The 12,129-nt window shown below is 41.3% G+C and carries 14 protein-coding genes and 5 tRNA genes; 17 read left to right on the plus strand and 2 right to left on the minus strand.

Annotated features, from left to right (window positions below):
* Positions 1–42: 42 nt before the first annotated feature.
* The 11 genes from SALPA_RS18995 (at position 43) to SALPA_RS19045 (ending at position 6,575) form a co-directional block, all read left to right on the plus strand.
* Positions 43–118, plus strand: a tRNA-Asn gene (locus SALPA_RS18995).
* A 2-nt stretch (positions 119–120) separates the two neighbouring features.
* Positions 121–195: transfer RNA gene (locus tag SALPA_RS19000), tRNA-Glu, on the plus strand.
* A gap of 85 nt (positions 196–280) precedes the next feature.
* Positions 281–356, plus strand: a tRNA-Val gene (locus SALPA_RS19005).
* A 169-nt stretch (positions 357–525) separates the two neighbouring features.
* The gene (locus SALPA_RS19010) at positions 526–2,112 is read left to right on the plus strand and encodes a PAS domain-containing sensor histidine kinase (RefSeq protein WP_222428052.1); all 1,587 of its coding nucleotides are present in this window, start codon (positions 526–528) and stop codon (positions 2,110–2,112) included.
* 152 nt (positions 2,113–2,264) lie between these two features.
* Positions 2,265–2,780, plus strand: a complete 516-nt coding sequence (locus SALPA_RS19015; RefSeq protein ID WP_145097552.1) for a transcription repressor NadR — start codon at positions 2,265–2,267, stop codon at positions 2,778–2,780.
* Positions 2,781–3,052: 272 nt separating this feature from the next.
* On the plus strand, positions 3,053–4,387 hold the full coding sequence (locus tag SALPA_RS19020) for an MFS transporter (RefSeq protein WP_145097555.1): 1,335 nt from the start codon (positions 3,053–3,055) through the stop codon (positions 4,385–4,387).
* Positions 4,388–4,567: 180 nt separating this feature from the next.
* A complete protein-coding gene (locus tag SALPA_RS19025; protein ID WP_255451265.1) occupies positions 4,568–4,957 on the plus strand; it encodes a zinc ribbon domain-containing protein in 390 nt (129 codons plus the stop codon).
* A 107-nt stretch (positions 4,958–5,064) separates the two neighbouring features.
* A tRNA-Arg gene (locus SALPA_RS19030) sits at positions 5,065–5,139 on the plus strand.
* Between the two features lie 433 nt (positions 5,140–5,572).
* Positions 5,573–5,788, plus strand: coding sequence for a hypothetical protein (locus tag SALPA_RS19035; protein ID WP_145097557.1), 216 nt, complete (start codon positions 5,573–5,575; stop codon positions 5,786–5,788).
* Entirely contained in the window at positions 5,785–6,378 is a 594-nt protein-coding gene (locus tag SALPA_RS19040) for a hypothetical protein (RefSeq protein ID WP_145097560.1), read from the plus strand. The genes SALPA_RS19035 and SALPA_RS19040 overlap by 4 nt, the downstream gene beginning before the upstream one ends.
* A 122-nt stretch (positions 6,379–6,500) precedes the next feature.
* Positions 6,501–6,575: transfer RNA gene (locus SALPA_RS19045), tRNA-Arg, on the plus strand.
* A 61-nt stretch (positions 6,576–6,636) separates the two neighbouring features.
* On the opposite strand, the gene SALPA_RS19050 is transcribed toward SALPA_RS19045, so the two are convergent.
* The gene (locus SALPA_RS19050) at positions 6,637–7,830 is read right to left on the minus strand and encodes an IS256 family transposase (RefSeq protein ID WP_145088854.1); all 1,194 of its coding nucleotides are present in this window, start codon (positions 7,828–7,830) and stop codon (positions 6,637–6,639) included.
* Positions 7,831–8,096: 266 nt separating this feature from the next.
* On the opposite strand from SALPA_RS19050, the gene SALPA_RS29145 reads away from it, so the two are divergent.
* Both SALPA_RS29145 and SALPA_RS19055 read left to right on the plus strand, forming a co-directional pair.
* On the plus strand, positions 8,097–8,243 hold the full coding sequence (locus tag SALPA_RS29145) for a hypothetical protein (RefSeq protein ID WP_186451139.1): 147 nt from the start codon (positions 8,097–8,099) through the stop codon (positions 8,241–8,243).
* An 8-nt stretch (positions 8,244–8,251) separates the two neighbouring features.
* Positions 8,252–8,452, plus strand: coding sequence for a MarR family transcriptional regulator (locus tag SALPA_RS19055; RefSeq protein WP_145097563.1), 201 nt, complete (start codon positions 8,252–8,254; stop codon positions 8,450–8,452).
* A 45-nt stretch (positions 8,453–8,497) separates the two neighbouring features.
* Here the strand turns inward: SALPA_RS19055 and SALPA_RS33295 are convergent, their stop codons facing one another.
* Positions 8,498–8,701, minus strand: a complete 204-nt coding sequence (locus SALPA_RS33295; RefSeq protein WP_145097566.1) for a 4Fe-4S binding protein — start codon at positions 8,699–8,701, stop codon at positions 8,498–8,500.
* A gap of 248 nt (positions 8,702–8,949) precedes the next feature.
* On the opposite strand from SALPA_RS33295, the gene nadD reads away from it, so the two are divergent.
* From nadD to SALPA_RS19080, 4 genes are read left to right on the plus strand one after another with little or no spacing between them, the layout of a single operon-like run.
* The gene (nadD, locus tag SALPA_RS19065) at positions 8,950–9,570 is read left to right on the plus strand and encodes a nicotinate (nicotinamide) nucleotide adenylyltransferase (protein WP_222428053.1); all 621 of its coding nucleotides are present in this window, start codon (positions 8,950–8,952) and stop codon (positions 9,568–9,570) included.
* Between the two features lie 28 nt (positions 9,571–9,598).
* Positions 9,599–10,507, plus strand: a complete 909-nt coding sequence (locus SALPA_RS19070; RefSeq protein ID WP_145097572.1) for an NUDIX hydrolase — start codon at positions 9,599–9,601, stop codon at positions 10,505–10,507.
* An 18-nt stretch (positions 10,508–10,525) separates the two neighbouring features.
* On the plus strand, positions 10,526–11,434 hold the full coding sequence (locus SALPA_RS19075; RefSeq protein ID WP_222428054.1) for an NAD(+)/NADH kinase: 909 nt from the start codon (positions 10,526–10,528) through the stop codon (positions 11,432–11,434).
* A gap of 36 nt (positions 11,435–11,470) precedes the next feature.
* Entirely contained in the window at positions 11,471–12,049 is a 579-nt protein-coding gene (locus SALPA_RS19080) for a hypothetical protein (protein ID WP_145097577.1), read from the plus strand.
* The last annotated feature ends 80 nt before the right edge of the window (positions 12,050–12,129 follow it).

Below are 12,129 nucleotides of genomic sequence, written 5' to 3' on the forward strand. Positions count from 1 at the left end.
TTTTAGTAGACATATTATATAATTCATTATGTTGTTGAAAATTCCTCGATAGCTCAGTTGGTAGAGCAATCGGCTGTTAACCGATTTGTCGTAGGTTCGAGTCCTACTCGAGGAGCCAAAGGCCCGTTGGTCAAGCGGTTAAGACACCGCCCTTTCACGGCGGTATCAGGGGTTCGAATCCCCTACGGGTCACCAATCACGACATTCGATACTAGACGTTCGACGCTCGATAAACCATTGTCGAAAGTCGAAGATCGAAAATCGAATATCGAATACGTACGGGCGATTAGCTCAGCTGGGAGAGCGCCTGCCTTACAAGCAGGATGTCGGCGGTTCGATCCCGTCATCGCCCACCACAAAGAAAGCTTCAGATAAAACTGTAAGCTTTCTTTTTTCATTATAGCTTTTGGAAAAAGCCCATAATCTTACCATAAGTAAGCAGGAAAAAACGGGAATTAAACGAATTAAGTCAAAAAAAGGTGGTGAAACTTGGTGCTGCTTTCCAAAAGTATAAATAGGATAGCTATGATAGTTATTGGAGCATTACTATTAGTAACGATTATCGTACTAATTGTGAATTACTTTAACTATCAGCACCAGGTGGTGGTGGCAGATGAGCGAGCGCGACTTATGGTAACTGCTGATTATCTTGATATGCGTTTTGATACCCGCCTGGTCGGGCTTAGCTTATTAGCGGCTCACTCTGATATGCGTAGTCTTCAACCCGAACGAGTACAGCCAAATTTAATGGCAGCTGCCAAGGCCTTACATGTCGTTAATGTGGCTTTGTATGATTATAATGGCAATCTAATTAGTGAGTGTTGGCCAGTTTCTAGTCAAAGTAAGCCTCAATTTAGTCAGACAGATTTCAAAAGAGAGTTTCGGTCAGTGTTATTAGGAAGCTTGCATGTCTCTGACAGGATGATTGATAAAAATGTGGAAGATGCTTATGTCAGTCTGCAAGTTCCTGTACTTGATGAGGAGCAAGTGATTGCAGTATTAGTTGCTTATATACCGATTAGTGATATATCGTTAGCGGTATTGCGCCAGGACATGCCGGAACGACAGTATATTTTTGTTTTAGATGGTAATAGGCAGTTTATTCATCATCCCTATCTGAAGGAAGTTTTCCCGGAAAGTCCTTTGCTGAAGCAACAACTGAATAGTTTATTTTTAAATAGAACAGGCATTATTGATATTAATTCTCCGCTTGATGGCAGCAATAAACTGCTTATTTATACTGATTTAATTAATGCGCATTGGCGGGTAGCAACAGCTATCCCGAAGGATGTTTTGTATATCAGAGTTTTGAGAAAAGCGATTGATGATGCAACAAGTTTTCTTTGGCTAGCGGTTTGCTTTGGGCTCCTGTATGGTGTTTGGCGTCAGGCGAGATGCCATGAGCGTGAGCGCGAGCAGCTTAGATTGGAACGTATGATATGTGTTAACCAATTGGCTGCAGGGATTGCCCATGAAATTCGAAATCCCCTCACATCAATTAAAGGCTTTATTCAGCTTATGGCCCGGCATGGCGATAGGCCAGTGTCACTTGAGCATCTTGAAATAATCATTTCTGAGATTGGGCGGATTGATAACCTAATTAGTGAGTTCCAGATGTTATCAAGGCCGCTTAAAGAACCTTTGGTTGAAAAAATAAATGTATATAAATTAGTAAATGACGTACTTTTACTTATGGAAGGGCAGTTTCATAATAAAAATATTGCTTTCCCCCCACAACTGCCGCTCATAGGTGGCTGTGTTCTTGGCGATGCAGATCAACTTAAGCAAGTATTTATTAATCTTGTGAAAAATGCTTTAGAAGCGACGCCGGTTGGGGGTAATGTTATACTAGCAGCAAATTGCCAGCAGGATATGATAGCTGTAACAGTAGAAAATGACGGTGATGGTATTGAGCCGGAGATTATCGAAAAACTGGGTACCCCTTTTTTTACAACCAAAGCAAACGGTACTGGGTTGGGCTTATCGGTGTGCTATAGTATTGTGCAAAATCATGGTGGAAAAATCATAATTTCCAGTCTGACAGGCAGGAAAACGGTTTTTACGGTGCTATTGCCGGTCGCTGCTGATGAAGGAGTATCGATGAACAAGTAGTTTTGGTATATAATATATCTTGTCCTGAGGGAAAGTATAATTTTCCCTGGATTGAACGGCTAAGGTTTTCGCCAGCGTCCAGGCGGACTTGGCACACGCCAAGTCTTTTCTTAAATAAGGTTGACGAGAGACCGGGAGGAGTGTTTGCGGTTATGGAAGCAAAAGAACGGCGTGATCAGATTGCTAGTTTGTTGCAGCAAAGCAGGCAACCAATAACAGGGACGGCATTAGCAAAAAAATTAGGGGTAAGTAGGCAGGTCATTGTTGGTGATATTGCTATTTTACGGGCAGCTGGTGTTGATATCTACGCAACTCCTCAGGGCTATGTTATTTTACAAGTGGCTACTCCGACTACTGTAAGTGCGAAGTTTGCCTGCTGTCATGATAGTAAACGAATGGAGACCGAACTTGCCGTAATTATTGATAATGGCGGTTGTGTACTTGATGTTAGTGTTGAGCATCCTGTATATGGCGAGATTAAAGCCAACTTAATGTTAGCTTCCCGGCGGGACTTAACCGATTTTTTACATAAATCAGCCAAAAGCGGTGCGGTTCCGCTTTCATTGGTTACTGGCGGGGTGCATTTACATACAGTTGAAGCGCCGACAGCTGAGATTTTACAGAAGATTGCTGCTGAACTTAAGGCGCTAGGGATACTGCTTGAGTGAACTTGTTTCAGCATAGCTGAAACATCGGCGGGTTCAGGTGATGAGTCTACCCCACCTGAACAAACGCCGCCTGCAGAGGCGGGAGTCTTAACTCGCCGCAAAAGATAAAAAATGCTACTGGTATTAAAACCGGTAGCATTTTTTTTGTCCAACCCCGCCGAGGCCAATACGAATAGCAATAAGCTAAAAAAGTAGTTGCCATCTTACGACAAGGCCAGTATAATTACATAGTAATGACAAGACATCTGTAAAGACATTGGAGGTCGAGAAAATTGGACACTATCAGACGGTTAGAACAAATTCCAGTCAGCCGCTTTCATTACAAATTGCTGGTATTGACGGGGCTAGGTTGGTTGTTTGATGCTATGGATACCGGAATTATTGCTTTTATATTGCCGGTATTGGCTAAGGAGTGGAGTTTGTCTGGGACCCAAATGGGTTTTATCGGTAGTATTGGTCTTTTGGGGATGGCTATTGGTGCAGTACTGGGAGGTATGGCAGCTGATAAATATGGTCGTAAGGCAGTATTTACTATCACATTGCTGATGTATAGTATAGCCACAGGACTGTGTGGCGTGGCTTGGAATTATGAATCATTACTTGTGTTTAGATTCTTGGTAGGCTTTGGTTTAGGCGGTGAGCTGCCGGTAGCGGCGACGCTTATGACAGAGTACTCGCCACCTGCAAGGCGTGGCCGCTTTATTGTCTTGTTAGAAAGTTTCTGGGGAGTTGGCTGGTTAGCGGCGGCACTGATTTCGTATTTTGTTATTCCCCGCTTTGGTTGGCAAATGGCATTTTTCATTGGCGCATTACCGGCACTTTATGTATTTTTTATTAGAATGGGAGTACCTGAATCTATCCGCTATCTTATTAATAAAGGGCGTCATGCTGAAGCCCTGGAAATTGTTTCAAAAATAGAGCGCTTAGCAGGGATTGAAGCGCCTGTTCGGCCGGCGGCAACAAGCAATGCAGATTTGACAAACTTTACTGAAGATAAGATAGCTTTTAAGGAATTGTGGACTTGTAAGCTTGCCAAAAGGACTATTATACTATGGATAATCTGGTTTGGGATTGTATATTCCTATTATGGTATTTTTACTTGGCTGCCATCGCTTATGGTTCAGCAGGGACATACTGTTCTCAAGACATTTGAATATGTATTAATTATGACAGTGGCTCAATTGCCTGGGTATTTTAGTGCCGCCTATTTGGTTGACCGTATTGGCCGGAAGGCAACGCTGGCAGGCTATTTGGCAATGTGTGCAGTTAGTGCGTATTTCTTTGGGCAAGGTGGCAGTGCTGAAATTGTGCTTCTCTGGGGTAGTCTGATGTCCTTCTTTAACCTTGGTGCCTGGGGAGTTGTGTACACCTATACGCCCGAACTTTATCCTACGCGGATACGGGCTTTTGGTTCCGGATGGGCGGCGGCGGTCGGACGCTTTGGCGGAATATTGGCACCGACTATTGTCGGTTACATGATCGCGGGGTCACAAGGTTTTACCCATGTATTTACTATGTTTACCGGTGTCATGCTGGTAGTTGCCATTGCTGTATGGCTATTTGGCGAAGAAACCAAAGGCAAAGCTTTAGATGAAATAAGTAAATAGCAAGAGATAGAATTATATTCAACCCACTACCCTGGCAAATTATTTATCCAGATGGAACGTATGCTCTTATCTTATGCCTATTGCCAAAGAGACGGCGCAAGCCATGTTTTCTTTACTTGCTTGGTTAGGTCATGGTATAATTTGATGCGTAGCAATTTGCTAAGGGGGAAAAGATCGGTTATGATGACTATTAGTCTGTTAATAGGGGCTGTTGCCGCCTATTGGGTATATAATGATGCTCGAGGGCGTGGTCACGATTTGGGATCAGCGTTACTATGGGCAGTTGGAACAGCTGCTGCTTTGATTATCTTTTTGCCGCTTTATCTCCTTATTGGTCGTAAGTCAGCCATGAAACCGCGCCGTAATGAGGATATTATTGATGTAGAGGCAACACTGGTAGATGAAGAGACGATTAAATGCCCTATGTGTGCCGGTCGAGTCAAAGAGGAGTTCAAGATCTGCCCCTACTGTGGATTTACGCTAAAGCCTGTCTGTCCTGCCTGTGGTAAAGAGCTTAATCGTGAATGGCGAGTGTGTCCTTACTGTCAGACTCCTACTGAAACCAAATAGTCTAAAGCAGGCTGTAAAAACTTGCAAGAAAAAACATGATAATTTTATTGGACACAGATACACCTAATATGCTATAATCATTTTTGTGGTTAATGCCACAATAAAATGCGCCCGTAGCTCAGGGGATAGAGCGCCAGCCTCCGGAGCTGGAAGCGCAGGTTCGATTCCTGCCGGGCGCACCATAAAGAGCCTATGAATCGCGAGCATTCAAGGGTTTTAGACTAGGTAAATCTTATGATTTATCTAGTTTTTTATTTTTGTGGAGCATAAGCTTCTTTTCTACACATAATCCAATGGCATATCAATTGTATAAATCAACAGTAAATACACATGAATATTTCATCAACAAGATATTCAATACGCATCTTTTGATATTGTATGAAGATTCTCCGCAAGGTTTTCCCAATAGGCTTGATCCATTGAATAGTACATTGATTAGTAATGTATATTACCAGCTGGGCTGCCTTTAGTTTCATATGTGCTTCTGATCCGGGGCTTATGAAAAGTCATATACAGGATAGAGGTATATAAAATTATAATATTTGGGAATTATTATAAATGATTTTGCATATAATAAATAACCTTTGATATAAAGTGAAGGTGTGTGGTATAATTATGAAAAAAGAACAAGATAAACGTGATACTAAAAAGGGAGGTGCAGCAAATATGGCAGCTTCATTATCTAATTTTCCTATAATCAAAGGAGAAACTGCACAAAAATTAAGAAATGAATATATTAACCCAACACCGACACAGAGAAAAAATCATGAAGATGCATATATGAGGGCTTTAAAATTACGAAGGGCTAATGCACCGAAGCCGATAAAATGACAGTATCCCCGAATCCTTGTTTTCTTTATGACATTACCGATGTTGATCAAGCTCTTATTCAAGAATTCGATTGTATTAGTTCTAAATCAACTATGACAGAATATCTTGTAGATAATATAGCGAAGCAATATCACAAAAAGGGCGAAGCAATAACTAAAGTACTAATTGATTCGCAAGCAAACTGTATTGTTGGTTACTTTTCTTTAAAATGTTCTTGTTTGCAATGGGAATATAAAGATAGGTATACTGGAAAAGAGAGTAAGGAGTCTTTACCGGCTATTGAAATTTCTCGTTTTGCAATTGACCAGAAATATCAGGGCAAACATTGTCTTATCAGCGGATATGAAGATACAAAGTATTCGGAGTATCTATTTGATAATGTAATGGATAGTATTGTGTCAATTCACTATTACACTGGTATATCTGCAATAATTTTGTTTTCTGTAGACGAAGGTAAACCGCTATCATTTTATAGAAGATTGGGCTTTAGTGAAATTGAAGGGGATTATACTGTATATGAAACAACTAATAATGTCGGTTGTATCCCAATGTATAAATTTATTAGTAAACCGGAAAATTTAGATGTATAGTTTAACCTCATGCTCCTGCTCTCTCAGCCGAGAATAGGGGTATTTTTATTTTGTTTGATGCGTTCCCTAAAGTATATTAGAGATAATATTGCTAAAATAGACTACACTTAGTCTTAAGCAATGCGCCCGTAGCTCAGGGGATAGAGCGCCAGCCTCCGGAGCTGGAAGCGCAGGTTCGATTCCTGCCGGGCGCACCATAAGAAAATCGGTAGTGTCAAGAAAGTTTCGCAAAAAGGTTTGCAGTCCTAGGTAGTAAAATCAGTCATCACTAAAATCCGACTCAGGGTCGGTATTTTCTAGATGTTTCATATTCATATACTTTTTACTGCCCCACTGGGTTCCAGCAACGTGGCGAAGGCGGGCGCAGACCAGCATCAGAGCGGACTGCCCATCCGGGAAAGCACCCACGACCCTGGTTCGCCGCCTGATCTCCCGGTTGAGTCTCTCAATCACATTGTTAGTCCGGATTCTTGTCCAGTGCTCGCCGGGAAAGTCGGCATAAGCAAGCGTTTCCTCGATGCTTTCCTCGATTTTGGCCGCCGCTTCTTTGAGTTTCATGTCGCGCAAGCTTTTTGCTACCTGTGCCGCCTTTTCCCGGGCAGCGGACTTGCTTTCCTGCGCATGAATCGCTTTGAGCATTTTCGCAACCGTTTTGACCTTGGAGCGGGGAACAACTGAAAAGACATTGCGGTAAAAGTGAACAGTGCAGCGCTGGTATTTGGCCTGGGGGAAGACCTCATTTGCCGCTGCCAGCATCCCTTGGCATTTATCACCAATGATCAGTTGGACGCCTGTTAAACCGCGGCTTTTCAGCCATTTGAAGAATTCCAGCCAACTGACTTTGTCTTCTTTCATGCCTTCGGCCGCTCCCAGCACTTCACGGTAGCCGTCTTCGTTGACGGCAATCGCCACCAATACGCTCACATTCTCATATTCACCGCCCCAGTTGCGGCGTAAGTAAATGCCGTCGACGTAAACATAGGGATACTTACCACTTTGCAGCGGCCGACTGCGCCACTCTTCAATGTGGACATAGGCCTTCTTATTCAACTCACTGATGGTGGACGGCGATACCTTGCTGCCCCACAGAGCCTCGGTGATGTCTTCCACTCGCCGGACGGATACGCCAGCTAGATACATTTCGATGAGCGCTTCTTCTACGGAACTTTCCCGCCGGCGATAGCGTTCGATAATGGCGGTTTCAAAAGGAATGCCCTTGAGCTTGGGAACTTTCAGCGTGACATCGCCGGAGGTAGTAGTCAACCGCCTGTCGTAGTGACCGGAGCGGTAACCTTGACGGGTTTCAGTACGCTCATATCGGGCCGCCTGGGTTAGGTCTTTGGCTTCCTGATCCAGCAAGTTATTGAGCGTTTCCTCCACGCTGCTACGCACCAGTTCCTTCAGTTCTACCTTGATGATTTCTTCATTCAACTGTATAATTTCTTTGGACATGTTTGCTCTTCCCCTTTCGGTAAATGGTGTGTGGTGACTTCATTTTACCGGGGAACTGCAAACTTGTCCTCTTTTTTAGCCGTATTTCAATTTGCGAAACTTATTGTACCTTATCAGAAAATCAAGACTTCCAGCGATTTTGCTAGAAGGCTTTTTTCGTATATAAAAGAATGTGTCAAAAAATCTAACACGTTCTAATACAAATAAAAAAATATATGTGTTAGAAAGTGGTAGAATAAAAATATAAAGAATAAGGGGGATTGAAAATGCCTATTTTAGAAGGCCCTATGGTTGAACTTAAGCAAACGGTAGTGGATGATGTTAAAAAAGAAGTAGTGGCCTTTGCTAATAGCGAGGGAGGCATTATATATATATATAGGCATAATCGATCAGGGCGAGGTTATTGGTGTTGAAAGTGTAGATGAAACGTCTTTACAGGTTTATCTTAAAGCTTATTGAGCAACAAGGCTCTATTGTAAGAAAAGACATAGAAGCAGCATTATCCATTTCGCAGACTATGGCCGGTCGCTTAATAAAACAGTTGGTAGATAAGGGATTGATAGCTGAAGTCGGCAGCGGTAAGAAAACAAAGTATATAAGAATAAAAACGGTTAAGTCGTAAAAATGACATAGCATAAAGAATAGAGTTATTGTTTAGCATGCTCGTTTAAGTTGATCGGATGGCATACTCAGGACAAATGTGTTTGCATGTACCGCAGGAGGTACATATGTTAGTGTCAATATAAGCTTTGTTATCGTTTTCGTAATTTATTGCTTCAGAAGGGCATACCAGAATACACTTACTGCAGGTTTTACAAAGATACTTTAATACTTTCGGCTTTTGATAGTTGGAAGATGTTTGTTTTTCCATAATATCACATCCTAAATTGGAATAATTAGAGCAACAGAAGTATTCTTCTCTGACTTCGGATATTTCTCCTGCAATAACCTATTGGTTAACTGATGGATTTCACCGGATTCAAGCTGCAGTTGAAGCGGATATCCAGCTAGCGAACACTGATGAGTAGATGACAAATAATACTTGCATTTCTTACTTAGTAGTAATACACTAACAATATAAGCACTTAATAGTAAAATACTAATAAGTCGGGTGATATAATGAGAATTGGCATCTATGGTTCGTCCTTCAATCCTCCAACGAATGGGCATCTCTGGTCAGCAAACACAATTGCGCAACGAGAAGAATTAGATAAGGTTATTTTACTTCCTTCTTCATCCAAACGTACCGATAAGAATATAGAGGTAGCAGATCTTCACCGGCTGGAAATGCTAAGATTAGCTGTGGCTGACAACAGTACATTTGAGATTGATGACCACGAAATGAAGGCTGTCTCCGGCAAGCAATATAGCTACTTTACTATGGAATATTTTCGGGAAAAATATCCGGACGATGAATTGTTTTTTCTAATGGGAGCAGACCTTTTAGCAGAGTTGCCTAATTGGAGTTATGGAGAAAGATTTATTCAATCTACTAAATTTATCGTAATTGAACGTCAAAACATTCCTATGGGTGAGATAATCGCCAAAACCCCAATGCTCCGTAAATTTCATCGGAATTTTAGCCTGATTTATAAAGGCATAGTAAACGAAATTAGTTCCAGTTACATAAGAGAAGAATTCGAAAGTGGTGCAGATCCCCGATATTTGCTCCCTGAAGCTGTGTACTGGTATATCAAAAGCAATAACGTTTACTTAAAAAGCGAAACAGTATGCTGTTAGACGACCAATATAAAACAGGGGTGAAATTATGAACGAACAAAAAGAATTTCTTAAAGACTATGATGACAGTAAATTTAAAAAACCGTCTACTACTGTAGATATGGTAATCTTAACTGCTGTTGATGTTGCAACCAATGCTCGGTCAGTTCCGGATAAAGTATTACGAGTCCTGCTTATTAAACGTAAGGGGGACCCCCTTGTTGTTGATGTAACTGATCCATATAAAGGTAAATGGGCTTTGCCGGGGGGGTTCGTTAATTACTTCGAAGACCTTGATACTGCGGCAATCCGGGAGCTGGAAGAAGAAACTAATGTTGCTAATGTTTACATGGAACAGCTTTATACTTGGGGCAAGGTTTACCGTGATTTGCGCCGTAGAGTTATCAGCACCTCATATATGGCATTGGTAGATAGTTCTAAACTAAACGTAAAAGCCGGAGATGATGCTGAAGCTGCCTGTTGGTTTGATGTAAAAGCCACAATGTTTGAAGAAATAAAAACGCAAACCCAAACAGGTTATATTCGCAAAACAACATATGAACTATCCTTGGTAAATGGCGAGCAGGAAATAAAAGATACTGTAATTGTTACTAAGGAGCTGGAAGGAAAAACTTCTAAAGTTGATTTTGAATGCCTGGATAATCCATCAGGGCTTGCTTTCGACCATGCAACAGTTATCTTTTATACTCTTGAGCGCTTAAAGAACAAGGTAGAATATACCGATATTGCCTTTTCTCTTATGCCGGAATTGTTTACTTTAACAGAACTAAAGAAACTGTATGAAGTTATCACCGGGAAGGCCATTTATAGTAGAAATTTTCGCGATAAAATGGAGAAACAGAAAAAAATGGTAATAGAGACAGATGAATGGGATTCTGGTAAGCCTTATAAGCCAGCCCGAATGTTTCGTTTCAATCCCGATTGGGGGGAAGCTTAGTGAATTAATTTAACTAATTTGCGCAGAACCAAACACGAAGAAAGTAAGGTGTGTTCATTGAAGGTAGGAATTGTGCTCAATCACTCCCAAAGACTCACAACCGCTGCTGTTGAGACTATCATCAGGCATATTGAGAGACTGGGAAGTAGTGCCGAGCTACTGAAGCTTGATAATCTCCTTTCAGAATTAGACGTAGTTCTTTCTTTCGGGGGAGATGGAACAGTACTAGGTACAGCCAGATATGTCGGAGAAATTCCTATCTTCGGGATTAACACTGGCCATTTAGGCTTTTTAACCGGAATAGAGTATAACCTTCCCAAAGTCATTGAGGCAATTGCTCTAATTCTAAATAACCAATTTACTATCGATAAACGCAACCGGTTAGAGGCACAAGTATATCGAAAAGAGAAAAATGTTGCGTATTGCACCGCTTTAAACGACATAGTAGTCAAAGGAGCTATAGCCAAGCTAGTAAGACTCAAAACCTATATCGGCGGGGATTATGTAGGAAACTTTCCCGCAGACGGAATTATCATAAGCACGGCTACCGGAAGTACCGGGTATTCCATATCAGCCGGGGGAGCAATTATTCCTCCCGACCTTGAAATCAACGTAATCACTCCTATCTGTTCTCATTTACTTAATGTCAGGTCGATGATCGCCAGTGACAACAAAGAAATCAAAATTGTAGTCGAATCATATCAAAAGGAACTTCTTCTTTCGGCAGATGGTCAAGTGGATATTGAGTTAGAAACTAATGATTGTATCGTTATTAATAAAGCGCCCATGGTGACTAATTTGATTAGGCTTAATAATGAAACTTTCTATCAATTGCTTTCACGAAAGATGAAATGGGACAAAGATGAAAAAGAGCGGAGTAACTTAACATTAGCATATTCAACAACAAATGATTACCAGAAGAATTAATCTGATGAAATAATTAAAGAAGGGGTATGAATTCAAGTGGAAACTCCTAGTTTTTATTCTCCTAACCGTGCCGGAGAATTATACTTACCCAGATATGACATAATTCAAAATGAAGTACGGCAACTTCGAAAAAAATGTAATCTTGCCTTTAGCAGTGAAAAGGCAGTTCTCTTTTTGGTTGACCCACAGGTGGGGTTTTGCATCCCGGGTGCAAGTCTGTACGTCAATGGAGCTGAGAAAGATATAGAACGAATTTGTGATTTTATCTACCGTAATCTGGAGCGGATTGATGAAATCCGAGTATCTCTTGATACCCACACCGTATTTCAAATCCATACTCCGGGATTTTGGGTAAATGATCAAAATGAAAATCCGAATCCGTTTTCGATTATTAAATTAGAAGATGTAAAAGAGAAAAAGTGGCGCCCCTATACTGAATGGATTCCGGTTGAACTCGTCGAAAGCTATCTTGAACAGCTTGAGACCGGTGAAAAGTACATTCTAATCACCTGGGAGTATCACACTCAGAAAGGTTCTGTCGATAATGCGGTGGTTCCCATGCTGAATGAAGCGTTATTTTTCTACTCTTTGATGACCGGCAAGGAAATAAAATGAATCACTAAAGGGGAAAGCCTCTGGACAGAAAATTACAGCGTATTATCGCCCGAAGTTTCGAAGCTATATTTTAAAGATGG

This window comes from Sporomusa sp. KB1 (assembly GCF_007830295.1).
Taxonomy (GTDB): domain Bacteria; phylum Bacillota; class Negativicutes; order Sporomusales; family Sporomusaceae; genus Sporomusa.